A 25,283-nucleotide genomic window follows, 5' to 3' on the forward strand; every position below is an offset into this window, starting at 1 on the left:
AGCGTCGGAACGTACAGCGGTCCTCCGCTCGGCACGCCGGTCCGCGTCCCCCTGCTGCATGATGGCTGGACGCCCGAGCACCGGTCCCCGCGGGACGAGCGGCCGGTCGCGCGGCGCCACCGACGAATAGGGGGATCACGTGGACGTCCCGGACCGAGCCGCCGCAGCGGCGTCGAGGGCCTACGTGACCGTCCTGAGCTCCGACGACTATCTGCCTGGATCGGTCATCCTGCACGACTCACTCGTGCGTGTCGGATCCCGGTACCCGCTGTATGTCCTGGTCGGCAGGGCGGTGAGTCCCTCCGTGACGGCAGCGCTCGGGTCTGCGGGCATCGACTGTCTGCCCCTCCCCGCGAGCGCAGGACTCCCCGAGGACGTCCGGACCGTCAACGCCCGCAACGACCGAGACCACTGGACGAGGACGCTGGAGAAGCTTTCCGTCTTCTCCCTGGCGCAGTTCGCCAAGGTCGTCTACGTCGACAGCGACATGCTGGTCGTGAAGAACATCGACCACCTGTTCGAGCGGCCGCACATGTCCGCGGTCGCGGCAGGAGTGCGGGTCCCCGGGAACGAGGACTGGGTGACCCTGAACTCGGGGCTGATGGTGATCGAGCCGGACCCGGAGGCCTACGCCCGGCTCCCCGAGTTGATCCCGGCCACGGCACACCGGAGGCTGGTGGTTGAGGGAGCCCTGGGCCTGGGCGACCAGGACGTCATCACCGAGGCCCATCCGGAGTGGAGGCACACCCGGGAGCTCCGGTTGCCCGACGGATACAACATGTTCACGGACTACCTGGACCTCCACATCCGGCAGCTCGGCGTCTCATGGTCCGGCGCCGAGGGGGTCCACGTGCTCCACTTCGTCGGCCACCAGAAGCCGTGGATGGTCAGCACAGCGCGGAGGCTCCGGTGGTGCGCGTGGGCACTGTCCCGGCACCGCTGGTACGAGTGCCTGGTGGTGGCGATGTACAGCTCCCGCCTGGCCCAGGTCCGGCACAGGTACCGGCACACCGGGCTGGGTGCACTGCTCGGGTCGCGCACGCACGCGCGAGGACACCTCTGGGCCTCGGTGCTGGCGCGCCGGCGGACAACCGACGACGGGTCACGGCCCGTCCGCGGTCCGGTCTCCCCGGTGTCGCCGTCGCCCCGCCGGATGGGCGGCGGCACGCCGGTACGCCGCGTCGTACGACGCAGCCATGGCCGCCACTGAGAACGACCGGCGCGCCCTGACCCGTGCGTCGCGGCCGAGGCGCTCGCGAACGGCCGGATCGATCAACCGCCGGCACGCCGCGGCCAGTTGCGTGGCGTCCTCGGGATCGACGACGAAGCCGGTCCGACCGTCCTGTACGACGTGTCCCATGTCGCCGACATCCGTGGCGATCACGGGCCGGCCAGAGTGCATGGCCTCAAGCACGGCCAACGGCATGGCCTCCCATCGTGAGGGCTGGACGAGGGCGTGGACGGAGCCCAATACCACGCACGGGGAGTCGACCGGACCGAGGAAGCGGACGCGTCCGACGACCCCGACCTCGGCAGCCAGGTCCTCTAGCGCGGCTCGCTGGCTGCCGTCCCCGGCGATGACGAGGTCCGCATCCGGGACGTCGGTCAGGGCCCTCAACAAGACGTCGAGGCCCTTTTGTCGCTCGAGGCGCCCAAGCGTCCCCAGGACCAGCCGCGACCCGAGGGGACCGCCTCCCCCACAGCCAGGATCGGGGACGCCGTTCGGGATGATCTGCACGCTCCCGGCGCGCAGCCCCCCGTACCGCTCCACGTCCCGGGCGGCCGTCCTGCCTACGGCGATGCGCGCCGCGCTGCACCGGGTGAGGAGCCGCTGGACCGCCCGGCCACGCCAGGTCAGGCCGGGAGTGGGGAGGTGGTCGACGAGGACGACCGGCAGCCGGAGCGACAGCGCCGCGACCGCGGCGCGGCGGCAGCTGGGAAACGCGATCAGGTTGAGGTGTACCACGTCCGGCGCCAACCGCCGGAGGGCCCGCCGGAAGGCCCCGGTGCTGTCGTCCACCACCGCGGTCCGCAGCGCCGGGGTCGCGTCGGCCAGCCGGGCGAGGACCGCCGGCGACGTCCCGAGCACGGTGACGTCACGGTCGGTGGGCAGCGCGGTCAACAGGTTGGTGAGGAAGCGCTCGGCTCCACCGACCTCCTGTGCATCGGTGACGACGCAGAGCCGGTATGCCGCCCGTAGAATTGGGGCATCGCCGTGACCAGGCACGTCGCAAGGTTAGTGTGCCGCCATGGCACCCACCGCTGCGTTGCGCAACCTCCGTCGGCGCGCGACCGGAGTGGTCGCGTCCCGGTCCGCGCTGGCCCGCCGTCTGTCGTTCCGGCTGCGTTGGAGCAGCACCCGCCGGACCGACCCGCTCTCCGAGTGGGGTTTCGAGCGCGGTACCGCGGTTGACCGCCACCTCATCGACGAATTCCTTCGCGAGCACCGCGGCCTCGTCCACGGCCGGGTCCTGGAGGTGAAGGAGGACCTGTACTCGTCCGATCTGGGAGCAGCGAGCGTGGAGGTCCTGGACATAGACCCGAACAATCCGCTGGCCACCATCGTGGGAGATCTCTGCGACCCGGACACGCTCCCCGAGCAGGACTTTGACGCTGCCGTCGTGACACAGACGCTGCAGCTGGTGCCGGATCCCGTGGCTGCGGTCGCCCACCTGGTGCGTGCGTTGCGTCCAGGGACCGCCGCGCTCGTGACGGTCCCGTCCGTCAGCCGGCTCGCCGGGGAGTACGACAGGTGGCGGTGGACGGCCCTCGGTTTCCAGGACCTAGTCGCCAAGGCAGGGGCGGAGGCCGATGTGCGGGCGCGTGGCAACTTGCTGGCCTGCCGCGCGTTCCTGATGGGCGCGGCGGTGGAGGACCTCCCGGCAGGAGTGCTCGACGAGGACGACCCCGACTACCCACTGCTCGTCACGGCTGTCGTCCGGCGGCCGGCCACCCGCCGATCGGTGAGTCCGAAGAGCGACACGCCAGGAAGTGTGGTTCTCGGCGTCGAGGATGGCAGCACAGGCCAGTGAACGGCGGTTGACATCTCCGGGTGAGGACGGGATCCCCGACCATCACCTGGAGCCTCCTCGGGTGACCATCTCCCCGAGGGCGGCGGCTGCATACTGCCAACGCACGAAGCTACTGCGCTTCAGCGCCTCCGACTCCAGTCGGCGACGCTCTTCGCCGTCACCGATGAACCGGCCGATAGCTGCGGCGATATCCGTGACTGACGCGTCTCCCGGCACGCTGATCCCTCCGCCGCCGCGCAGGTTGTCGGGAATGCCACCCACAGCAGTGGCGAGGACGGGGATGCCGCACCTGATGAACTCCAGGACTGCGATCCCGGACATCTCCGCCACCGACAAGAGGCAGCCGAGGTCCATCCGTGAGAGAGCCGCGATGAAGGCGTCGGGCTCCGCGCTCTTGCTGATGAACCCGACGGCTTCGACCCCGTCCATCGCGGCGATGTCCGCGGGGCAGCGACCTACGACGAGGAGTCGAACCGGCACGCCTTGACGCCGCAATGCACTGATAGCCGACGCGAGCTTCGGAAGACCCTTGCGCTCTGGGTAGACGCCGATGAAACCGACGACGCATTCTCCGGTGTCCTCACGAGTGGCGCGAGCCTCGAGGACCCGTTCAGCCATCTCGTCGGTCATGTTGGCACCGGGGAGCACGAGGTTCACTCGTTCAGGAGCGACGCCGTAGTGGGACGTCAGCGTGTTCGCTGCCTGTGTGCTCATCACCGCTATCCCGTCGGCTCGTTGGTAGCCGTCGCGCTCGAGTGAGAACACCCTTTCGGCGCTCGACGGGTCGACGCCTGCGACGTCGAAGTCCTTGTAGCCCTCCAAGTAGTCGTGCAGGGTGGCGTCGAGATAGAAGTACATGCCGATCCCGTTTGACTCGCGCTGTCGCAGGAACCGGTCGGAGAAGAACTGGAAGTTGCTGATGACGTCCGTGCCCGCCAGTGACGGGAGGTAGCGGCGCCACAGATGCGCACTGAATGCCTCGGAGAACTTGAACCCGCCGATGGCCTCGTGGCGCAGCAGCCGCTGCGCCTTCCACAGTGCTCCCTTGAGCTGGAGTACCCGGTCCGGCTTTTCCGTGGCGTACAGCGTGAACGCTCCATCGAGTGAGCCGTTCTCGATTCCGGCCTCCGCCAGATAAGCGCTCGATCCACTGAAGGACGCCCGTACCGATCCGCCGTAGCCGGTGGCGATCAGGCGCGGCCGACGCTCAACGGGGAACCCGTCCGTTCGCAGAAACACGTCGGGCAGGCCGCTGATGGCGCGGGGATTGAGCACGTCGCTACCTCCAGGTCTCAGTTGTCCGGTGCAGGCAGTGCCCCGCGGTCGTCATCATCAAGCCCTACGCCTACTCGCCGTGTGGTCGACGGTCTGTGGGGCCGGGTAGTCACGCGCACCGGTTCTCGTGTGGCGATGCTGCTGCAGCGGAACGAGGAGACTGCTGTACGGAGAGTGGCGGAGGATCTGATCTGCCTCGCCCAGAGGGCGGCTGACTCGCACTGGCGGCGCCTCAAGCCGAGGATCCCGGAGACCCCCTCCCGCCGTCGGCATCGTGCGCCGGCGTCACCGATCGCGCCGCTGGCAGCCACGTCCGTTCGCGTGTGGGGAGAGTGCGGCCCGTCAACCCCTCGACCCGGCCCAGGGAGCGTGCGAGAGCCAGTCGCACCGCGAACGCAGGCGATCGGTCGATCTGGCCCAGCCTGAGCCAGGGCGCGGCCAGGATTCGAGCCCTAATCCAGAACGGGTAGGGATGCGTTCGATACACGTACCCGGTTCCTCGTGCATAGCCGCGGTGTTTGGCAACCAGTGAGGATGGATCCAAGTCGCGGCGTTCGCCCTCGCCGATGACGGCGATGTCCGGACGGCTAAGCACGACGCCGCCCTGTTCGATGATCCGCAGGAGCAGGTCAGTGCCCTCTCCGGACTGCCACGGAGTGGAGCACCCGGTGCCGAGGGCCTCGTTAAACCCGCCGACGTCGTCGAGGGTCTCACGGCGGAGGAACATCGCTGGCTCGATCGCTCGCCAGACGGTCAGTCGGTCGAGCGCGCCGTTGTCTGGGAGGGTAAAGCGGGGCTGACCGCGCTCGACGAGCGAACAAGCGAGGCCTGCGATGCCGGGATCACTACGGAAGGCAACAGCGACCTGCTCGAGACAGGTCCGGGGGTACGTGCTGTCGTCATTCGGGAACCCCATGACATCGACCGAGGGGCCGATGGCGTTGATCGCGTCGTTGCGCCCCCTGCTCGCACCCCCCGCACTCTCGACGATGTGGACGTCGAACGGCAGCCCAGAGGTGGACAATGCTAGATCACGACCGCTCTGATTGGCCACCGCAACGGTCTCGGGGAGCAGAGTCGAGTGCGCCACTGACTCGAGCAGTCGACGGAGGGCAGGGCGCCCCACGGTGGTGATCGCCAGTCCGATACGAGGACGAGGGGGTGTGGTCATGGGGTGTCACGTCTTCTTCCGCAGTAGGAGGAAGTACATCACCGACAGCAGGACCTCAGCTCCAGCAAGGCCCCCGAGGGCTCCGCGAAGGCCGAACAGCACGCTGCCGATAAGCAGGAACAGCAGTGAGACGCTCGCGGCCACGACATCGAGCAGTCCGGAGCGACGCGGGGAGACCAGTGTCACGAGGAGGACCCCCCCGATGGAACTCACCGCGAGGGCGCACCGCTGGATCGTGACGATGAGCAGGACCTCCCGGAGCAGCGGTTCTGCGGGACCGACGAGGAGGCGGAGCCACGCGTCCGGCACCAGAGCCAGGACGAGCCCGTTGAGGACGGCCACCACCGAGAGCGCGGCGGTGAACCGGACATACGTCGCGCGAGGCCTGTCGGTCCCTCGAGCGAGGAGGTTCTGCGTCGCTATCCCGATCAGCAGATTGGTCCCCCCGAACGCCAGTTCGCCAGCCCGGTAGACGCTGGCGGACTCGAAGCCGGCGGTCGCGGTGATGACGACGGGGATCGCTTGGACCAACAGCACCCCCGCTGCGACGCCGAGGACGTAGGGCAGCCAGGACGGGCGGCGGTCGCGCACCCAGACCCACGCGCCCTTCGCGCTCAGCCCCCGCCGCCCCAGGAGGATCGACACGCCAACCACGAGGAGTGTGACGAACGGGGACAGCACCACCGCCTGCGAGTGAAGGGTGAGCGCAGCGGTCACAACTCCGAGCGCCTGCACCGCGTATGCCGCGCTGAGCAGCCCGCCCGCGCGACGACTCCCCCCTGTGAACACGTCCCGCCAGAACGTGCTCTCCACGATCATAACCGCCGGTACGCCGATGGCTGCGCTGAGCAGTGTCAGGCGGACGAGCCCCTCACTGGCGAGCGCCGCCACGAGGAGGCCCGTACTTGCGAGGACGCTTCCGATGACCGCGGCTGACTGGGCCTGGGAGGCCTCGAGTACTGGCGCACCACGAGCAGCCAGGTTGGCGAGGGGCTTGCCCACGAGCGCAGGAGCGAGAGCGAGCGACGCGGAGGAGATCACCGTCGCCACCGAGAACGCGCCGAGGGAGCTGGCGTCGACGCGTTGCGCCACCAGGGCGAACACGACGATCGAGGTGAGGCGGGACACGACCTGCGGCAGTGCGAGCCACGCACGATCCAGGGCGCGCCCGAAGCGCGTCAGCGGCGTCGACGAGCTCAGGTCTTCCTCCCTGGCCCGAGCCGGTCGCCACGATCCGGGCAGTCGGAGACGGTATCGGTCATCCTGATCAGCTCACTCACGACGGCACACGAGACGACGGCGCCCGCGACATGCAACGCCATGCGGCATTCGCGGAAGAGGATTGCAGCGACACTCTGCCGCCACTCGACTTCTGTGAGCAACAGATGCGGGAAAGGCAAAGCGGGGAAGGTGCGGACTCCGTCACGTGAGCGGGTGGTCGAATGAACGCGGCGGTGCATGGAGCGTCCTGCACGATCGGTGACACGCTCGTCCGCACCTCCTCGGTCTCTTCCCGAGCCTTTCGCACAGTCGCCCGTCTGACTCCAGAGGAGGAGCTCGGGAGGCTCCGCGCAGGCTGGCACCTTACGCTGCAGAACGGTCGCATTCGCGATGACCAACGGACTCCGAGGGAGAAGGCGCGTGACGGTACACCCCGGACCCGAGTCGCCGGGAGCGCTGGCCACCGACACATCCGAGGTCTCGGGTGATTCCACGGTCGTGGAACCGGCAGGCGAGCCTCGGCGCGGCCGAGCAGCCGGGGGCGGAGTGGCGCGGAGGTCTCGCAGTCAGCGCCGTGGGCTCGCATTGGCCGCGATCGGGGCGATCCTCGGTGGTCTGGTCGGCCTCGTCGTGTCCCTCAGCGATCCAGAGACACCCACAGCGGTGACCCGGCTGTCGTTCGTCCAGGATCCCGTTCTCCCCGGTGAGCAGCCCAGCACCAGCACTGATGCGAGGGACCGCTTCATCCAGACACAAATCCTGATCCTGACTGGTCCTGACATCCACGACACGGTGGCCGATGCGCTGGGACTCGGGGACGAGTTCACACTTACGGCTCAGCAGGTCGGGGCCACCGACGTCGTCGAGTTGCAGGTCCAGTCCGACACGGAGATATCGGCTCGCGACGCCTCGACAGCCGTCATCGAACAGTACGACCAGCAGCGGAGCGCCTCCGTGACCGCTCGAGTCGACGCGCTGCTCGCAGGGATCGAGGCGGAGATCGCGGATCTCCAGGGCGCACTGAACGCGGAAGGTGACAGCGCCCTCGCCACCGCCACCGGGACCGAGTACTCGAGGCTCCTGGCCTCCCGCAGCCAACTCGTCCTCCTGCGCTCAGGGGACCAGGAGTTCACGCAGGTTGTGGGAGCACCACGAGCGTCGGCCGTGGGCGGTGCGGGCACCGTCGTCCAGGCCACCCTGATCGGGCTCCTGCTGGGTGCTGTCGTGGGCATCGCCTTGGCCCTAATCCTGCAGAGGGTCCGAACCGAGTGACGACGGGCGCGGCGCAGCGCACTCCCCCGCAGTCCCGATGGAGCGCGCTGTCGACCGGTGTGTGGTGGTTGTCGCCGGCCGGGGCGGCCTCCCTGACCGTGCCCGTCACGCTCCTGATCGCGTGGCAGCTCGACGACTCCTACTTCCGCCAGTCGTGGGGGACGGCGAAGTCGCTCACGCACGAGACCCTGCTGCTGTTCGGCGCGGGGGCCCTGCTGTTCGCCATCGGCGGCATGCTGCCGCTCCTCCTCAGCGGGGGCCTCGGACGCCACGCGGCGTCCCCCGCCGCCGCGGTCGACACCGGCTTCCTCCACCGGTGCTGCGCGGTGCTGTACCGGCTGACGGTCACCGGCTACGTCGTACTCGCCGCCGTGGGGTTCTCCCGGGGGGCCCGACCCGCGGATCTGATCGACGCGCTGACGTCCCAGGACACCTTCGACTCGACTCTCCGGACACAGTTCACCCCCATCGCCGGGATCACCACGCTGACCCAGCTCGGCATCGCCTACGTGGTCGTGGCCGTCACGCTCCTGACCCGCGGTCCGGACCGCTACGTCGCCCAGCGGCTGGTGGTGGTCTTCGTGCTCGCGCTGATGCGGGCCTTCTTCCTGACCGAGCGGCTGGCGATCCTCGAGCTCGCTATCCCGGCCGTTGGAATCCTGGCGATGCATGCGGCCCGCGGCGGAGGGCTCCGGCGCCGGCTGACCTCGGCCGCGCCGTTCATCCTGGTGCCCGGGGCGATCGCCGTCTTCGGCGTCTTCGAGTACTCCCGGAGCTGGGTCTTCTACTCACAGACGCGCGGCGGGTCGTTCTTCCAGTTCGTCATCGACCGGCTGGCCGGCTACTACGCCACGGCCTACAACAACGGCCAGATCGCCTTGACCTACGGGCTGGGTAAGGACGTACGGCTGCCCTACGGCAGCATCGAGGCCTTCTGGACTGCGCCGGGGATCTCACAGTTGGACCTCTACGGGCGGCTGACTGGGCACTACGAGCCCGACGACTACTCCTACCTCCTGCAGCAGTACGGCAACCCGGAGTTCAACAGCCCGGGCGGGTTGTCGGTGCCCTTCGTCGACTACGGGACGGCGGGCGGGCTGGTGTTCTTCCTGCTCGTGGGCATGGCGCTCGGGATCGTCTACCTCCGCTGGAGGGACGGCGAGTTCTGGGCCTCGCTCATCTACCCGGTGGCCCTGACCGGTCTCCTGGAGTTGCCCCGGTACCTGTACTGGGGACAGGGCCGGGTCCTGCCGGCGTTCGTGGCACTGGTCGTCATCGCATGGTTGACCCGGCGATCCACGACCACGACGGGGGCGACGTGAGACCACTCTCCTGGCTGATGCTGGCCACGCAGGTGCCGGCGTCCGGCTCCGGTGGCGGCATCGTCCGCTACACCGTCGAGCTGGCCCGCGCGCTGCGCGCGAGGACCGACGTCGAGCTGTCCGTGCTCGCCACGGCCTCGGCGCGGGCCTTCTTCACCGAGCTGCTCGGCTCTGGTGACCGGGTGCTCACCGTGCCCAACTTCCCGGTCCCGGTCCGCACGGCACTCGAGCGCACCGGGCTCGCGCAGCTGCCCGCCTGGCGCCGGTTCGACGTCGTACACGGGACCAAGCACGTCCTCCCGCGCTGGGGGAGCGCCACGGGCGTCCTCACCGTCCACGACATGCTGCCGTTCCAGCGCCCGCGCGACTTCGGGCTCCTCAAGCGCACGCTCCTGACCCGGCCCTACCTCGCCTCGATCCGCCAGGCGGATGCCCTGCTGTGCGTCAGCCGCGCCACGCAACGGACCGTGGAGCGGCTCGTGCCGGCAACAGCGGGCAGGACCGTCGCCGTCCCCCTAGCCATGTCCACTGGCCTGCGGACCGCCGAGCGCGAGCCGGTCACGTCGCTGGTCGACCGCGAGTTCGCCCTCATCGTGGGTGACACCTCGCCGCGGAAGAACCTCGGCCTCGTCGTCGACCTATGGCCCCGCGTGGTGGCGGAGCGCCCCGATGCGACCCTGGCGGTCGTCGGGCCGCCCAGCTGGGGGCCGTCGGAGCTGGGGACGAACGGCTCCGAAAGCCTCGCCAGTGGCGCCATGCAACTCCTCGGACACCTCAGCGACGCGCAGCTGCGCTGGTGCTACGAGAACGCCACGGTCGTGCTGTGCCCGAGTAAGCTCGAGGGGTTCGGACTGCCGGCCATCGAGGCACGGTCCTTCGGCGCGCCGTTGATCACGTCCCTGGACCCCGCGCTGGTCGAGGTGAGCGGCGACTCCGCCGTGCACCTGCCCAACGACGACGCCGATGCCTGGAAATCCGCCATCACCGCCGCACTGGGCGCCGGCCGCATACCCGGGACGGCCGTGCCGGTGCGAGGCTGGGACGAGGTGGCCGCGGAGACCGTGGCCGCGGTCCGCGCGGTCCTCGCCCGGTAGGCCTGACGAGCCCAGACGTGGTCCGGGTCACTCCAATCCAGTCAACACGCGTTCTGCGAGTCCCCTGACCGTCTGAACCACCTCCGCCGGTGCATAGCACGTCTCGAAGAGGCGGCGACCCGCTGCGGCGAGCCGGCGGCCCTCAGCCGGATCCGCTGCCAAGCGGGCACAAGCGGCGGCGAGCTGCTCGGGGTCGTTCGCGACCAGCAGGTGCACGCCGTCCACGACGTCCAGTCCCTCGCACCCGAGCGAGGTGCTGACGACCGGAACGCCAAGGGCGAAGGCCTCAAGGATCTTCACCCGCGTGCCACCCCCGAACCGGACGGGGACGACCGCGGCCGTGGCGGCCAAGAGTTCGGGGGTGACGTCGGCGACGTCACCGACCACGTCGACCCCCGGCAGGCCCTCGACCTCGCCGAGGAGGTCCTGGCCGCCGCGGCCGACCAGCCTCACCCGCGCCGAGGGCACCCGCTCCCGCAAACGGGGCAGCACCCGCGTGGCCATGTGCACGGCCGCATCCACGTTCGGCGGATACCAAAAGGTGCCCACCAGGACGAACGTCGGGACCACAGGCGGCGTCCACGTCGCACCGGACGGGAGGGGACCGGCGTACGTGTTGGGTACGACCGCCACCGGACCGCTACCGAGGCGCTGACGGTCCAGATCACTGCAGACCACCACTGCGTCGGCCCGCCGCAGGACCCGTCGTTCGAGCCGCCGCCACAACGGGAGTTCGACACGGCGCTGCAGGCGGATCCGGGGGCGGACCGTCGAGCCGTCCGGTGGGAGGTCGAGGAAGCCGGTGATCTTGGGCGACTCGACGTCGTCCATGTCGACGATGGTCCGCCTTCGCCGCACGGTCCTGGACAGGCTGACCGCGTGGTCGGTCGCCCCGAACCACACGAGGTCGTAGGACGACTGCTGCAGGTCCCGGACCGCGGTACGCGCCAGATCCCACCGGCGCACCGCGATCTGCCATGGCACCCGTCGGACCAGGAGGACCAGGGCGGCCACGGCTCGCGGCCGTGGACCCGCGTCCACCTGCGCGCACCGATGGGCCCGGACACCAGGGGGCAGCGGGCGCTCCACCGGGGGCCCGGCGAAGAGCACCAGGACGTCGAGGTCGACATCGGGGAGGGCGGCAAGTGCTTGCAGCGCGGTGGCTGACCGGGTCCGCTTGCCGCCGTCGGTGGGCCACGGCCGGTCAGGGAGTGTCACGAGGACGCGTCGCCGACGGCGGGGGAGGCGCACCCCACCCGGGCCCTCCCACCACGTCGCCGTCCGGCGGCGCTGGGCCGTCCGTACGACGGCGGGGAGGACGAAGGTCCCCAGCGCCAGCAGTCGGGACCGCGTGGGCTGTGCCCCGTCCCCGGCAACGGCCAGCGCAAGCCGGCGGACCGGCGCGCCCGGACGTCCGAGCGCCTGTTTCAGGCGGTAGCGGGCGGCGATCCGCTCCTGTTCGGCAGCAGTGGACGCCGCAACCCCGGCCTCTTCGGTCGTGAGGTCGAGCCGGGTGAGCGTCTGCCTGAGCAGGGCCGCGATCGACGCGCTCATGGCCGCTCTGTCCGAGCTGAGGCTCGACTCGTGGATGCGGTAGTGGGCGAGTGGGCGCTCAACGCACCCGATGCGCGAACCGGCATTGACCATGCGGATCCACAGGTCCCAGTCAGTCGCGTGTGCGATCGACTGGTCGAATCCGCCGGCGGCCAGGAACGCCTCCCGACGGATCACCACGTTGCCGAAGACGAAGTTGCGCTCCAGGATCGCGCGGCGCTGCTCCTCGTCGGCGAACGGATAGTGCTCGCCGTACCAGGTGCCCAGTTCCACCCCGTCGTGGACGAGCACCGCGTCGCTGGTCGCGACGTCGAGACCGGGTTCACGCAGGAGCAGGTCGCGAATAGCGGCCATCCGTCCCGGCAACATCTCGTCGTCGGCGTCGAGGAGGGCAACCCATTCGCTCGTGGTCGCACTCACCGCCGTGTTCTTGGCGGCTGCCTCCCCGCGATTGTGTTCGTGCCGGACGATGCGGACTGCGTCACCAAATCGGGCGAGTACCTCAGAGCTCCCGTCGGTCGAACCGTCGTCGCAGACAACGATCTCCGCAGGTGGAGGGTCCTGTCCGAGAGCCGACCGGACGGCATCTGCGACGTAGGCTGCGGCATTGTGGCAGGCGATGGCGACCGAGTAGTGGAAGTCCTGAACGGATCCGTCCTGCGACGAGGCCTCCAGGACGCCGCATCGATCCACGCCGAGATGCTAACCACGACGATTCTGTCCGGCGCAGCAGCATGAGGGTCGTTCCCCCCTTTCGGGACGTCTGGTCGCGGCGCCCTGTCTGGCCCCGACGGTTCCGTCCCCGCGGCCGGGACGTCGTCCTGCTCTACCACCGCGTCTCCGACGACCCGTCTCCCGATCCCGGCGGCATGGTGGTCCCCACAGCCCTCTTCCGGCATCACATGACGGCGATCCGGGAGTGGTTCGACCTCGTGCCGGCAAGAGACGTACCGCACCGACGTGACGCCCCCGCCGTCGCCGTCACCCTCGACGACGGGTACCTCGACAACCTGCAAAACGCAGCGCCGGTTCTGCGCGAACTCGGGATCCCTGCGACCTTCTTCGTCGTGGCGGACGCGATCAACGGGGCCGGGGGCCCGAGCTCCGGTCCCGAGTACTGGTGGGACCGCCTCGAGCACCTGCTCCTCGAGCCGGGCCCGGGGCCGTCTCGGCAGGAGGTGCGCGTGGGCTCGCACCGGCTGTTCCTCGACGTCGGTCGCCCCGAGGCCCGCGCCCGGTCCTACGCCCTGCTCACCGGGGTGCTGCACCGTCGACCGCCCGAGGACGTCGAACGGGTCGTGCGAGCTCTCGAGGACGTGTGGCCGCGCGCCGGGTCGTGTGACCGACACCGCCGGATGTCGGCGGACCAGGTGCGTGACCTGGCGCGGGACCCGCTCTTCGACATCGGCTCCCACACCTGCTCGCACGCCGCACTGGCGACCCTCTCCCGCACGCGCAGTCGGGCCGAGCTCGAACGGAGCCGGGACGACCTGCAGCACCTGCTGGGGGAACGTCCGGCACTGCTGGCCTACCCGTACGGCGCGCCGGGAACGGTCGCGCGCCGCAACGCCCGCCAAGCCCGCGGGGCCGGCTACGACCTCGCCTTCGTCAACGTCGCCGGTCCCGTCGAGGGTGCCGACCCGCACGCACTCCCGCGCATCACAGTCGGGCGCTGGAGCGTGGACCACCTGCGCCGCGCCGTCACCGCCTGGCGGCCCCGGTGAACGGGGACTGGCCGGTGCTGGCCCCCGAGGGCCCCTGGGTCGAGCCACCCCGTCCCGTGACGGTCGGCATCGTGGTCACCGCGCACAACGTCGCCTCCTTCCTCCCTGCTGCCCTGGCCTCGGTCCTCGCCCAGACCCGGCTCCCGGACGAGGTCGTCGTCTGTGACGACGCCTCGGAGGACGACGTGGTGGCCGCCGTCGCGCCGTTCGCCGACCGCGTCCGGCTCGTGCGGCGCGCGGTCCGCGGCGGGGAGGGCGCGGCGAAGAACACGGCCATGGCGGCGCTCACCTCCGACCTCGCCGTCATCCTCGACGGCGACGACGAGATGGCCCCGCAGCGCGTCGAGGCCCTGGCGTGGCTGGCCGAGCGCCGTCCCGACCTCCACCTCATGACGACGACGTGGGAGGACTTCGGCCCCGGCGCCACAGAGGTGGAGTCGGAGTGGTCGCTCGACCGCCACTTCCCGGTCGAGGACCAGCGGTCGGAGATCCTGCGGTGGAACTTCCTCCCCGCGCCGGCCATCCGGCGCCTGCCCTTCCTCGAGGCCGGGGGCTTCGACGAGACCCTCCGCTATGGCCCCGACTGGGAGTGCTACGTCCGGATGTTCCTTCACGGGGCGGCCGCCGGACTCATCCCCCTGCCGCTCTACCGATATCGGCGCTGGAGCGGCCAACAGACGGCGGACACCGAGCGGGTGCTCGCCGGGCGAGAGCGGGTCGCCGAGCTGATCGCCGCGAACCCGGAGCTCGGCGAGCATGACCACGAGGTTGCCGCCGGAACCCTGGCCGACGCGGCGTTCGCGCACTGGGCGTGGCGCATGCGGCACCGCCAGGCCGTGTCCGCCGAGGCGCGCCGGCTGTTGCGGCATGGCTCGCTGAGTCCGCGACGCCGGACCGTGCTCCACCTCGCCGCCCGCTGGCCCGGACTGGTCACCCGGCTCCTTATCCGCCAGGCCGGCAGCTGACGGTGCTCGACACCCCACCCGCGTCGGGTGCCCGACGCCCGTCCACACCTCGGAGCGCCGTGCGAGTCCTCCACGTGACCCAGCCAACAGTCGCCGGCGTCCCCGTCGTCGTGCGTGATCTGGTCACCAACCAGCATGCCTGCGGCTGGGACGTCGCCGTCGCGGCACCCGCGGACGGCGACCTGCCCGGCTGGCTCTCGGAGCTCGGAGTGCCGCACCTGCCGTGGCAGGCCTCGCGGGATCCGGGGAGGACCGTCCCGGACGAGGTCCGGCGCTTGCGCCGGCTGATCGACGAGGTGGACCCGGACCTGGTCCACCTGCACAGCGCGAAGGCAGGACTGGCCGGTCGGCTCGCCCTCCGCGGGCGACGGCCCACCGTCTTCCAGCCGCACGCCTGGTCCTTCGAGGCGGTGACGGGGCCGGTGGCCCGCGTGGCGCGGGGATGGGAGCGCTTCGCCTCCCGGTGGACCCACCTCGTCGTGTGTGTCAGCGAGGACGAGCGACGACGCGGCGAGGAGGTCGGCGTCCGTGCCCGCACCCTCGTGCTGCCCAACGGCATCGACCTCGGCCGCTACCGAGTGGCGGACGGCGCCGAGCGGGGCACCACCCGGCGCGACCTAGGCCTGGAGGACCGGCCCACGGTCGTGTGCATCGGACGTCTCGCCCGGCAGAAGGGGCAGGACGTGCTCCTCGACGCGCTACCGGCGCTGCGCACGAGGGTGCCCGATGCCCAACTCGTACTGGTGGGTGACGGTCCGGACGCGGATGCCCTGCGCGCCCGCGCTGCCCCCGGCGTCGTGTTCACCGGCAGCCGGTCCGACGTCCGCCCGTGGCTGACTGCCGCCGACGTCGTCGCGCTGCCCAGCCGGTGGGAGGCGGGCTTGTCCCTGGTCGCCATGGAGGCGATGGCCCTCGGCCGGCCGGTGGTGTCGGCGGACGTGGCAGGAGCACGCAACGGGTTGGCCGGAGCGGGCGCAGTGGTCCCGCGGGAGGACGCGGCTGCCTTGGCGAACGCGCTGGCGGCACGCCTGGAGGACCCCAGCCTCGCCGAGCATGAGGGACGAGCCGGACGGCTCACTGTGGAGTCCTCGCACGACCTTGTGGTCACGAGCCGCCGGATGAGGCACGCGTACGAGACGGTCCTCGCGGACAGCTCACCCGACCGCAGCGGTCGATGATGGCGCCTTCAGCTAGGGGCGTCGCGCAGCGCCTCTCAGGACGAGTCCCGGGTGGTGCTCGTTCGACCTCAATCGGCGGGTCGCGGCCTGGCGCACGGCCTGGGCTGCGGCGACAGGGCGTCCCCCCATGGTTCGAGCGAGCGACTTCTGGGGCGATTCCGCATGCCCAGTGGCAGTTCGTGAGTACCCGACCGCAAGGCGTGGCGTTTGTCCTGAATCAGGTGGAAATGGTCGAGCGAATGGCGATCGTGAAAAGGTCATGTCACGATCCTGCTCGTTGTGCCCAGAGCCGGGCACGACGGTGGAGGACTGACTGTGGCCGACAGCAACGGGGGCAGCGCCACGTCGAGGACGACCGTACGGGGGCTCAGAGGCGTCCGCGTGCAGTTGACCGAGACTGGTGGCGCCGTGCGCCCTGATCACCTCAAGCCTGCGGAGCGGGCGGTTCGGGAACGTCTGCGACCCTTGTGGCTCCGTCGTGGTGTGGGGCCCTACCTGGTCCTCGGTGACGTCACGGCCTTCGCCATCGCGACGGCGATCACGCTGCCGGGCTCGGCGCTGGTACACGGGCTTGCCCTGGCGTTCCTCCTGCTGGTGTTCTGGCGCGCCGGGCTCTACCGGTCGCGGCTGACCCTCTCCCTGCTGGATGACCTGCCCTACGTTCTCGCAGCAGTGATCGTGGCCTGGTTCTTCAAGGTGGCGCTCTTCTCCGTGCTGCCGGGTGTGGACGCCCCGGCCCGCCAGGTCGTCCACACCGTCGTGCTGCTTGTGGCCGTCCTGCTGCTCCGCCTGGTGGCCTACCGCATCGTGCACACCGCGCGGTGCCGCGGCCTGGTCCGCCACCGAACCCTGATCGTGGGCGCCGGCCCGGTGGGCGTGCGCGTCGCCGCCACCCTGCTCGAACGCCACGACTACGGACTCGACCCAATCGGCTTCCTCGACACCGAGTGGCCTGGCGGGTCGGGCCCTCTGCTCCCTATCCCGCTGCTGGGCCGCTACCACCGGCTCGGGCAGGCGATCCAGGAACTCGGGGTGCGCGACGTCGTCGTCGCCTACGGCGGGGTCGACGACGACGAGCTCGTCGACATCCTGCGCACCTGTGACCGGCTCGACGTCGACGTCTTTGTCGTGCCGCGTCTGTTCGAGCTGCACGACGCCAACCGCTACACCGACGAGATCTGGGGGATCCCGCTCGTCCGCCGTCGCCGCTCGGTCTACCGCAGCCCCTGGTGGCGGGTGAAGCGGTTGGTCGACGTCATGGTGTCCGCGCTCGCGCTCCTGCTGCTTACGCCGGTGCTGGCCGTCTGCGCGCTCGCCGTCCGGCTCGAGGGTGGGCCCGGGATCATTTTCCGGCAGGAACGGGTCGGGCTGGACGGACGGCCGTTCCAGGTCCTCAAGTTCCGCTCGCTCAAGCCGGTGGACGACACGGAGTCCCAGACGAACTGGAACATCAAGCACGACGACCGCCTCGGGCCGGTGGGCCGGTTCCTCAGGGCCACCTCGCTCGACGAGCTGCCGCAGCTGTGGAACATCGTGCGCGGCGACATGAGTCTCGTGGGACCGCGCCCCGAGCGACCGCACTTCGTCGACCAGTTCTCCGCGCACATCCCCCGCTACACCGCCCGCCACCGGGTGCCCGCGGGGCTCACCGGCTGGGCGCAGGCCCACGGGCTGCGCGGCGACACCTCGATCGAGGACCGCGCGCGCTTCGACAACTACTACATCGAGAACTGGTCGCCGTGGCTCGACGTCAAGATCGTCCTCAAGACGGTCGGTCAGGTGGTCCGGCGCCAGGGTGGCTGACGGCGCCGACTACCGGAAGCTGCGGCGTCGGTGCACCGACCCAGCCGGGGCGAGCAAGCACACGGCTGCTGCTGTGAGCAGGGGACCGTGCTCGGTGACGGCCACGTGCAGCGCCAGCCACGTCGACCCCAGGAGGAATGCCACGACCGCATCCTCCGGCCCGACGGACCCACGGGACCCCGGACGCGTGAGGTGTCCGTGACACGAGGGGACGGCGGGTCAGCGGGGCACGTCGGGCAGCGCCTCGGCGCTGAACTCGTCCGCGTTCTGCGACAACGTGTCGTTCTGCAGGTAGGCCCACATGCGCTCGCCAGCCACGTCGTCGAGGTAGACGACGCTGGCTGGGCCCTCACTCCCCGTGCCCAGCACCGGCGCGGTGAAGGAGTCGAGGGCATCGGGACGCAGGTCGCGCATCGAGTACGCCAGCCCGAGCAGGTCGGTGTTGCCCAACGACTCGTCGACGGCGACCGCGCTCGTCACCGTGAGCAGCGCGGCGTCGAGCCGGCCAGGGTCGGTGAAGGTGTTCGTGCTGAGAAGCTGGCTGAACACCGCCTCCATGAACTGCTGCTGGCGGCGCACCCGGTCGAAGTCGCCGCCGGGCAGCCCGTAGCGCTGCCCCAGGTACCAGCGCGCCTGATCGCCGTCGAGGTGGTTGACCCCGGCCGGGAAGGTGTATGGCCCGTTGCTGGTGGTCTCGGCGACGACGACGTCGACCCCGCCCAGGTCGTCGGTGACCTGGATGATCCCCTCGAAGTCGATGGCGACGTAGTGGTCGATGCGCACCTGGGTCAGCTGCTCGACGGTCTGCACGAGGAGCGCGGGCCCGCCGAAGGCGTACGCGGCGTTGATCTTGTCCATCCCGTGGCCCGGGACGTCGACCCACGAGTCCCGGGGGATCGACACCAGCTGCGCGTGCCGACGGTCGCCCGAGAGCCGGGCGATCATGACGGCGTCCGATCGGCCGCCCTCGGCGACGCCCGCCTCCGCCGTCTCCCGGGTGTCGGTGCCCACCAGGAGGAAGGTGACCGGCTCGGCGCCGGCCTCCGTGGCCGGCGCCGCCGGCGCGGGGCGGGCGTCCTCGTCGAGGCCGGCGAACACGTCGGTGACCCGGTCGATGTTGCCCGCGTAGCGGTCGGTCAGGTACCAGAGCCCACCGCTCATTAGCACCACCAGCACGGTGAGCAGGACGCCGAGGGCGATCAGGAAGCGCCGCAGTCCCCGGCGACGGCGGCGCGGTGGCACCGTGGGCGAGCCGTCCTCGTCGAGGACGGCTGTCGACCCGTCGCGTGCCTCGTCGTCGCTCACCCGGACCCCTGTCGTCAGTCGGCGCCCGGAGGCTAGACGGCTGGAGTGGTCCGGCAGACCCCCTGGCCACCCTGACGGGTGAGACGGAGAGGGCCGCAGTCGGTTCCGGCGGACCGGTCGGTCGTGCACGATGGAGATCGTGTCGAGTGGCGAGCGGTCCAGTGCAGGTCGTCCGGGTGAGTGGCGCCCGGATCCCAGCGCCGCCGAGCCGCGCCGCTGCAGGTGGCACCGGTTCCGCTGGGTCGGGGAGGACGCCTTCAGCGGCGCGAGTCTCTACGCCTGCCGGTGCGGCGCCGTCCGCCCCGGACCCTGACCGACGCCCCCCGCCGTCCCCCTGATCGGGTCCTCCCCAGGCGAGACACCGCCACCCGTGGTGCACTTCGGAGTCGAAGTGTCCGGACGGAGGGAGACGGCGGTGCGCATCTCGGTCATCGGTTGCGGCTACCTCGGAGCCGTCCACGCCGCCTCCATGGCCGAACTCGGGCACCAGGTGGTCGGCGTGGACGTCGACCGGCGCAAGGTCACCGCGCTCTGCGAGGGGCGGGCCCCTTTCTACGAGCCGGACTTCCCCGAACTGTTGCGCCACTCGTTGGGGTCGGGCCGCCTCTCCTTCAGCACGGAGGTCGCGGACGCCGCCGAAGCGGACGTGCACTTCCTGTGCGTCGGCACCCCGCAGAAGCACGGCGAGTACGCCGCGGACCTGCACTTCGTCCAGGCCGCCGCCGAGTCGCTGCTGGAGGTCCTGCGCCCCGGCCAGCTGGTGGTGGGCAAGTCCACCGTGCCGGTGGGGACCGCTGCCGAGCTGGCCGCGATGTTCGCGGAGAAGGTGCCCGGGGCGCTGCTCGCGTGGAACCCGGAGTTCCTGCGCGAGGGCTTCGCCGTCCGCGACACCCTCCACCCCGACCGGCTCGTCTACGGACTACCCGCCGGCGAGGACGGCGCCGCCGTGGAGCGGATGCTCGACGAGGTCTACGCCCCGATCGTCGAACGCGGGACGCCGAAGGTGACCACCGACTACGCCACCGCCGAGATGGTCAAGACGGCCGCCAACAGCTTCCTCGCCACGAAGATCAGCTTCATCAACGCGATGGCCGAGCTGTGCGAGGCCACCGGCGCCGACGTCAAGCAGCTGGCGGACGCCATCGGCTACGACGACCGGATCGGGCGCAAGTTCCTCAACGCCGGCCTCGGCTTCGGCGGCGGCTGCCTGCCCAAGGACATCCGCGCCTTCATGGCCCGTGCCGGCGAGCTGGGCGCCGACCAGGCGCTGACGTTCCTGCGTGAGGTGGACAACATCAACATGCGCCGGCGCATCCGAATGGTGGAGCTGGCCCGCGAGGTGCTCGACGGGTCGCTGCTCGGCAAGCGGGTGGCCGTCCTGGGCGCGGCGTTCAAGCCCGACAGTGACGACATCCGGGACTCACCGGCGCTCAACGTCGCCGCGCAGCTGCAGCTGCAGGGCGCCGTCGTCCGGGTGACCGATCCGGCCGCGGTCGAGAACAGCCGCCGTGAGTGGCCTCATCTCGACTACGCGGACACTCCCGAGGAGGCCGCCGACCGCGCCGACGCCGTCCTGGTGCTCACCGAGTGGCGGCAGTACCGGGAGATCGACCCGGTCGCGTTCGGCGACGTGGTCGCGAGCAAGCGGGTGCTCGACGGGCGCAACGCCCTCGACCGCGAGGCCTGGACCGCGGCCGGCTGGACCTACCGCGCGCTGGGCCGCCGCGCCGGCTGAGGCCGCCCTCCACCTCGGGTGACCGCGCACGGAGATCTGGTGCCGGAGTTCGTCTGCGCATGTCGACCACCACCTCACCCATCCGGCTGGTCCCGCCCGTCCCACGTGACCCGGTGGTGTGACCGGGCGGTCACGTCCGGGCCCGGACCTGCCGAGATCGCACGTGTGTGGACGTGGATCGTCGGCGGGCTCGCCGCGTGGGGAATCGTCGCCGTCGTCTTCGGCGTCGTGGTCGGCCGGAGCATCCGCCTGGCCGACGAGCGCTCGCCGGGTACCGGCGCCGACCGGGCGCTGACGGTCGCGGCGTTGGACCGGCCGGCGACCCGGGTCCGCCCCCCGCGCCGGCGGGTGCCGATGCCGCCGGTGGCCGTGGGCCTGGCGCTGCTTGCCGTCGCGGTCGAGGCCGTGGGCTACGCCACCCGGCTGACCGGCACCAGCGGTCCGACAGCCCGACTGCTGTCCATGGACGCCCCGGGCTCACTGCCCCGCACCTACGTCGCCGTCCTGTTCGCCGCGGCGGCGCTGGCCGCGGTCGCGGGGGCCGCGCGCAACCCCGGACGGCGCACCTGGTGGCTGGCCGTCGCGGCGGTCACCGCCGGCATCGCCGTGGTCAAGATGGGCGGCACCGTGCACGTCGCCGGGATGCAGGTGCTCGCGGAGCTGTTCTCCCCGACCGGCGCGGTGGTGGTCAGCGTGCTGCTCGCCCTGGCGGTCCTCGCCGTGCTGGCGTTCGTCAGCCGCGCCGAGCGCCGTGACCGGCGCCGTGTGCTGAGCACCCTCGGCCTCTACGCCGTCGCCGCGGTCGGCCTCTCGACGGTGTCGGCCGTCGTCGACGGCCGCTGGACGGCGATGGCGACCTTCGTCGAGGAGTCGGGCGAGGCGCTCGCGGGCGTGGCCGTGCTCGTGGCCGTCCTGGTCGGTGTCGCGCCGCGCCTGGTGCTGCCGTCCTCCTGGCTGCGCCGCTCCGACGACAGCCTCTCGCTCGAGGCGCCGGCTGTGGGAGTGCGGACCGCGCAGGACTGAGTTCCGCCGCCGTCCACAGCACGGGTTGCCCAGGCCTCCTCCAGCCGTATCATCCGCGCTCAGCAGGACGCCGCCATGGAGGGGGGCGCCGGAAAGGGCTCGCGGTGCACGCTCCGGGCGAGGAACGACTGCCCAGTCCAGACGACCTGCTCCCTGACGACTCACGGCCCGAGACGCGGCCCCGCCTGCGTGCCGTCGAGGAGCCGCCCCCACCGGCGGGACCGTCGTGCACCTGCGGTCATGGACGGACGGCGCACGAGCACCACCGCCGCGGCCGGGACTGTGCGCTCTGTCACTGCGTCGCCTTCCGTCGCCACCGGTGGTTCCGCCGCACGCAGGTCTGAACGCCCTCGTCCGCGCGATCCGGGGAGCCTCCTCGTCTCCTGAAATCGCTTTCGGGACGACAGGGGGCCGTTACGTAGCGTGAGACCTGGCTGGTGGGTCGCGCGCCCTTCGCCGTATCCGGTGGACGTCGCACGCTCCTCCGGGGAAGGTCGCTCGGGGACGTGCGCGGGCTGGTGCCCGTGCCCCCGCCACATCGCGACCGGCGCGCTGTGGCCACGAGGAGGGCAGCGTGCTGGCGAACGGACACTCCGCGGGAGCGCTCAGCTCCGCCGCGGTGCCCGTCGCGGCCGGCTTCCCCACCCGCGGCCCCGTGCTCCGCCGTGTCCTCGTCCTCCTCCTGTTCCTGGTCGGCGCCTGGGTGGTCCTCGGGGTGCTGGCCGGTCCGGCCCGTGCCCACGACGCGGGGACCGCCGCCGGGCCCGTCTCCCGTGGCGCCGACGCGGACGCCCGGTGGTGGGAGGACCACGGCGAGGCGGAGCTCCCCGAAGCCGAGCCCGTCGAGGAGCCGGTCGAGGAGCTGCCCGCGAGCGAGCCCGCGCCGTCCGAGGACGCGGCTCCGGCCGAGCCGGCCACGCTGCCCGAGCCGGTCGAACCGGTCGAGCCCCCGGCGGTCCCGGCTCCCGTTCCGCCCACGGCGCCCAGCACGCCCGCCCCCGCGACGCCTGCGCCGGTCACGCCCACCCCGGCCAAGCCCGTCCCGGGCGCGCCGGCCACGACCGTCCCGGCCAAGCCCGCTCCGGCCACGACCGTCCCGGCGTCGCCGGCCAAGCCCGCGACGGGCACCACGGGCGTGCCCGCCACGCCGGTCAAGCCCGCGACGGGCACCACGACCACCGGCACGACGCACACGGGCACCACGACCACGGGCGCGGCGACGACCGGTACGACGCACACGGGCACCACGACCACGGGCGCTGCGACGACCGGCACGGCGACCGCCGGCACCACGACCACCGGCACCACGACCACCGGCACCACGACCACCGGCACCACGACCACCGGCACCACGACCACCGGCACCACGACCACCGGCACCACGACCACCGGCACCACGACCACCGGCACCACGACCACCGGCACCACGACCACCGGCACCACGACGGTCCACCCGGCCGTGCCGGTCGCCCAGACGGTCGTGGAGGACCAGGTGGCGAGCGGGGTCACCACGCACGAGGCCCCGGTCACCCCCGCCGTGGACGCGACCCCTGTTGCGGAGCACGGGGTCCCGCACCCTCCCGCCGCACCCCCGGTGTGTGACGACGCCGCGGCCACCGTGCCGCCGCACGCGCCGGAGACGGTCGTCGCGCCCGACGACGACGGGACCTCGACCCGGGTCGAGCCCCCGGCGGAGACGCACGCCGCGGCGAGGGAGCGGAGCACGCCCCCCAGCAGCAGCGCGACCGCCGGTGCCCCGGTGCTCGAGTTCGTCGCGAGCCCTCCGCCCGTGTCCCCGGACTCTCCTCCGGCGCCCGCGCAGCCGCCCATGCCGACCCCGATGCCGCCGCCGGCCGTCCCGGCGCCGACGGGGTCGTGCGCCACGGGCGCCGCGGGCAGCTCCGCCGCGGGCAGCGGCCAGTACGGCGGGGGAGCGCAGGACCACGCCGTCCTCGGCGCGCGGGTCCCGGCTCTGTCCTTGTCGGACCCCGACCTCCCGCACGGCACCGACGTCGACCCGGTGACCCACCGCGCCGACGAGCCCGGCTCGCCTCCCGACTGAGGCGCACGCGGCAGGCCTCCCGACCTGCCGCTCCCGCGGTCGAGCCCCGGCACGCGCCGGCACCGCACCCCCGCCCGCCTCCTCGGAGCGCCGTGCGCAGCACCCCTCGGACCCCTCGTGGTCCCCGGTGCTCCCGGACGAGGACGCGGCCCCAGTCCCCAGTGACAGCGCACGAGGAACGAGAGCTGAGACATGACCCAGACCCAGAGCCACCCGGACGTCCGCATCCCGACGCAGGCCCGCATCCACCACGTCCCCGTCCGCACCGCCGCGCCGCGGGTGAGCGTCGTCATCCCGACCTACAACGAGGCGCGGAACCTGCCGCACGTCTTCTCCCGCCTCCCCGAGGGCCTACACGAGGTGATCGTCGTCGACGGGCACAGCATCGACGACACCATCGAGGTCGCCCGGGCACTCCGGCCCGACGTCCGGATCGTCCGGCAGACCCGCCGCGGCAAGGGCAACGCGATGGCCTGCGGCTTCGCGGCCGTCACCGGCGACGTCGTCGTCATGCTCGACGCCGACGGCTCGGCCGACGGGCAGGAGATCGAGCGCTTCGTCGCCGCGCTCACCGCCGGCGCGGACTTCGCCAAGGGCACGCGCTTCGCCAGCGACGGCGGGAGCTCGGACATCACCCGGACGCGGGCGTGGGGCAACCGGTGGCTGAACCGGATCGCCAACCTCCTGTTCGGCACCCGCTACACCGACCTCTGCTACGGCTACAACGCGTTCTGGACGCACTGCCTGTCGTCCCTCGACCTCGACCCGGGCACGGAGCGGGGCGACGTCAAGCTGTGGGGCGACGGCTTCGAGATCGAGACGATCATCAACACCCGCATGGCCAAGGCGGGGATGCAGATCACCGAGGTGCCCAGCTACGAGCACCCGCGGCTGCACGGGACCAGCAACCTCAACACCTGGCGGGACGGGTTCCGGGTGCTCGGTGCGCTGGCCGTCGAGCGGTGCAACCGCAAGGGCCGCCGGGTGGCGGTGGCGCCCATCGCCCTGCCGGCGCCGCACGTGCGCGACACGGCGCCGCGCGGAGCCGAGAAGACGGCGTGACCTCGGCCCCCGGCGACGGCGCCGGGGGCGCACTGCCCTCCCGCGGTCGGCCGAGGTCCCGACGGCCCCGGTTCCTGCAGGGGCCGTCGGGACGATGACCACCGTGACGAGTGGGACCGCTGCGTCGCCTGCTTACCCCAAACGGTGAGTAACTGGGCGACAGCGAAGCGGAGCCGTAGGCTTCCGTCGGTGCACGGCCCACCCGGGGCCTCGCAGCCCCAGGAGGTCGACCATGGAGCCTGCTCGCCGAGCCGAGTTCACCGGGAACACGGCGCTCGCCCGGCCGGAGGTCCGGCTGGCACCCGCCCCGAGCGCGGGCGTGGCGACCTGCAGCGACTGCGGCCACGGCCGGCAGGCGCACCAGCACTACCGCCGCGGCACCGACTGCGCGATGTGCGACTGCGACCGCTACCGCCGCTCGCTGCTCGCCCGGCTCCTCGGCACCCGCTGAGCCCCGCCCGGCGGACGGCGGCCTGACCGTCGCT

At 71.6% G+C, this 25,283-nt stretch carries 20 protein-coding genes; 14 read left to right on the plus strand and 6 right to left on the minus strand.

Translation table 11 applies throughout. From position 1 onward, the window contains the following. The first annotated feature begins 139 nt into the window (after nucleotides 1-139). A complete protein-coding gene (locus LY71_RS13535; protein WP_106278366.1) occupies nucleotides 140-1,210 on the plus strand; it encodes a glycosyltransferase in 1,071 nt (356 codons plus the stop codon). Here LY71_RS13535 and LY71_RS13540 read toward each other — a convergent pair. Further along, on the minus strand, nucleotides 1,103-2,227 hold the full coding sequence (locus LY71_RS13540; RefSeq protein ID WP_106278368.1) for a glycosyltransferase: 1,125 nt from the start codon (nucleotides 2,225-2,227) through the stop codon (nucleotides 1,103-1,105). The genes LY71_RS13535 and LY71_RS13540 overlap by 108 nt on opposite strands. 22 nt (nucleotides 2,228-2,249) lie before the next feature. Here LY71_RS13540 and LY71_RS13545 point away from each other — a divergent pair, with 22 nt between their 5' ends. Beyond that, nucleotides 2,250-3,032: a methyltransferase domain-containing protein gene (locus LY71_RS13545; RefSeq protein WP_146146143.1), complete on the plus strand. Its 783-nt coding sequence runs from the start codon at nucleotides 2,250-2,252 to the stop codon at nucleotides 3,030-3,032. Between the two features lie 42 nt (nucleotides 3,033-3,074). On the opposite strand, the gene LY71_RS13550 is transcribed toward LY71_RS13545, so the two are convergent. The 3 genes from LY71_RS13550 to LY71_RS13560 all read right to left on the minus strand — a co-directional run bounded on the left by LY71_RS13550 (nucleotide 3,075) and on the right by LY71_RS13560 (nucleotide 6,606). After that, nucleotides 3,075-4,307, minus strand: a complete 1,233-nt coding sequence (locus tag LY71_RS13550) for a glycosyltransferase family 4 protein (RefSeq protein WP_106278372.1) — start codon at nucleotides 4,305-4,307, stop codon at nucleotides 3,075-3,077. 232 nt (nucleotides 4,308-4,539) lie between these two features. Further along, on the minus strand, nucleotides 4,540-5,361 hold the full coding sequence (locus LY71_RS13555) for a glycosyltransferase family 2 protein (protein WP_146146144.1): 822 nt from the start codon (nucleotides 5,359-5,361) through the stop codon (nucleotides 4,540-4,542). Between the two features lie 123 nt (nucleotides 5,362-5,484). Beyond that, complete coding sequence (locus LY71_RS13560) at nucleotides 5,485-6,606, minus strand: MATE family efflux transporter (RefSeq protein WP_106278376.1); 1,122 nt, start codon at nucleotides 6,604-6,606, stop codon at nucleotides 5,485-5,487. A 678-nt stretch (nucleotides 6,607-7,284) separates the two neighbouring features. Between LY71_RS13560 and LY71_RS13570 the strand changes: the two genes are divergently transcribed. The 3 genes from LY71_RS13570 (at nucleotide 7,285) to LY71_RS13580 (ending at nucleotide 10,387) form a co-directional block, all read left to right on the plus strand. After that, nucleotides 7,285-7,971, plus strand: a complete 687-nt coding sequence (locus LY71_RS13570) for a GumC domain-containing protein (protein ID WP_106278380.1) — start codon at nucleotides 7,285-7,287, stop codon at nucleotides 7,969-7,971. Nucleotides 7,972-8,069: 98 nt separating this feature from the next. After that, on the plus strand, nucleotides 8,070-9,293 hold the full coding sequence (locus LY71_RS13575) for an O-antigen polymerase (RefSeq protein ID WP_146146146.1): 1,224 nt from the start codon (nucleotides 8,070-8,072) through the stop codon (nucleotides 9,291-9,293). Between the two features lie 17 nt (nucleotides 9,294-9,310). Further along, entirely contained in the window at nucleotides 9,311-10,387 is a 1,077-nt protein-coding gene (locus tag LY71_RS13580; protein WP_245887880.1) for a glycosyltransferase family 4 protein, read from the plus strand. A 27-nt stretch (nucleotides 10,388-10,414) separates the two neighbouring features. Here the strand turns inward: LY71_RS13580 and LY71_RS13585 are convergent, their stop codons facing one another. Next, nucleotides 10,415-12,634, minus strand: a complete 2,220-nt coding sequence (locus LY71_RS13585; protein ID WP_106278387.1) for a glycosyltransferase — start codon at nucleotides 12,632-12,634, stop codon at nucleotides 10,415-10,417. Nucleotides 12,635-12,843: 209 nt separating this feature from the next. Here LY71_RS13585 and LY71_RS13590 point away from each other — a divergent pair, with 209 nt between their 5' ends. From LY71_RS13590 to LY71_RS13610, 4 genes are all read left to right on the plus strand, one after another. Then, nucleotides 12,844-13,665, plus strand: a complete 822-nt coding sequence (locus tag LY71_RS13590) for a polysaccharide deacetylase family protein (RefSeq protein WP_170121352.1) — start codon at nucleotides 12,844-12,846, stop codon at nucleotides 13,663-13,665. 56 nt (nucleotides 13,666-13,721) lie between these two features. After that, the gene (locus tag LY71_RS13595; protein ID WP_170121353.1) at nucleotides 13,722-14,630 is read left to right on the plus strand and encodes a glycosyltransferase family 2 protein; all 909 of its coding nucleotides are present in this window, start codon (nucleotides 13,722-13,724) and stop codon (nucleotides 14,628-14,630) included. A gap of 74 nt (nucleotides 14,631-14,704) precedes the next feature. Beyond that, nucleotides 14,705-15,808 (plus strand): glycosyltransferase, encoded by a 1,104-nt coding sequence (locus LY71_RS23160; protein WP_146146147.1) that lies wholly within the window; start codon nucleotides 14,705-14,707, stop codon nucleotides 15,806-15,808. Between the two features lie 483 nt (nucleotides 15,809-16,291). Continuing rightward, complete coding sequence (locus LY71_RS13610) at nucleotides 16,292-17,611, plus strand: sugar transferase (RefSeq protein WP_245887881.1); 1,320 nt, start codon at nucleotides 16,292-16,294, stop codon at nucleotides 17,609-17,611. A gap of 219 nt (nucleotides 17,612-17,830) precedes the next feature. Here the strand turns inward: LY71_RS13610 and LY71_RS13615 are convergent, their stop codons facing one another. After that, nucleotides 17,831-18,916: an LCP family protein gene (locus tag LY71_RS13615; protein ID WP_245887882.1), complete on the minus strand. Its 1,086-nt coding sequence runs from the start codon at nucleotides 18,914-18,916 to the stop codon at nucleotides 17,831-17,833. A gap of 415 nt (nucleotides 18,917-19,331) precedes the next feature. Between LY71_RS13615 and LY71_RS13625 the strand changes: the two genes are divergently transcribed. The 5 genes from LY71_RS13625 to LY71_RS13645 all read left to right on the plus strand — a co-directional run bounded on the left by LY71_RS13625 (nucleotide 19,332) and on the right by LY71_RS13645 (nucleotide 25,249). Beyond that, a complete protein-coding gene (locus LY71_RS13625) occupies nucleotides 19,332-20,651 on the plus strand; it encodes a UDP-glucose dehydrogenase family protein (protein ID WP_106278402.1) in 1,320 nt (439 codons plus the stop codon). A gap of 165 nt (nucleotides 20,652-20,816) precedes the next feature. Continuing rightward, a complete protein-coding gene (locus LY71_RS13630; protein ID WP_106278404.1) occupies nucleotides 20,817-21,674 on the plus strand; it encodes a hypothetical protein in 858 nt (285 codons plus the stop codon). 574 nt (nucleotides 21,675-22,248) lie between these two features. Beyond that, nucleotides 22,249-23,736 (plus strand): hypothetical protein, encoded by a 1,488-nt coding sequence (locus tag LY71_RS23795; protein WP_211297337.1) that lies wholly within the window; start codon nucleotides 22,249-22,251, stop codon nucleotides 23,734-23,736. A gap of 192 nt (nucleotides 23,737-23,928) precedes the next feature. Next, complete coding sequence (locus tag LY71_RS13640) at nucleotides 23,929-24,798, plus strand: glycosyltransferase family 2 protein (RefSeq protein WP_106278406.1); 870 nt, start codon at nucleotides 23,929-23,931, stop codon at nucleotides 24,796-24,798. Nucleotides 24,799-25,030: 232 nt separating this feature from the next. After that, nucleotides 25,031-25,249 carry a hypothetical protein gene (locus LY71_RS13645; RefSeq protein ID WP_106278408.1) on the plus strand — a complete coding sequence of 73 codons (219 nt, stop codon included), beginning with the start codon at nucleotides 25,031-25,033 and terminating at the stop codon, nucleotides 25,247-25,249. Nucleotides 25,250-25,283: the final 34 nt, after the last annotated feature.

This window comes from Geodermatophilus tzadiensis (assembly GCF_003002915.1).
Taxonomy (GTDB): Bacteria; Actinomycetota; Actinomycetes; order Mycobacteriales; family Geodermatophilaceae; genus Geodermatophilus; species Geodermatophilus tzadiensis.

Excerpts from the sequence above, each read along its gene's own strand:
- LY71_RS13645 (WP_106278408.1), top strand. The coding sequence starts at position 25,031 with ATGGAGCCTGCTCGCCGAGCCGAGTTCACCGGGAACACGGCGCTCGCC.
- LY71_RS13545 (WP_146146143.1), top strand. The coding sequence starts at position 2,250 with ATGGCACCCACCGCTGCGTTGCGCAACCTCCGTCGGCGCGCGACCGGA.
- LY71_RS13590 (WP_170121352.1), top strand. The coding sequence starts at position 12,844 with ATGACGGCGATCCGGGAGTGGTTCGACCTCGTGCCGGCAAGAGACGTA.
- LY71_RS13580 (WP_245887880.1), top strand. The coding sequence starts at position 9,311 with ATGCTGGCCACGCAGGTGCCGGCGTCCGGCTCCGGTGGCGGCATCGTC.
- LY71_RS13640 (WP_106278406.1), top strand. The coding sequence starts at position 23,929 with ATGACCCAGACCCAGAGCCACCCGGACGTCCGCATCCCGACGCAGGCC.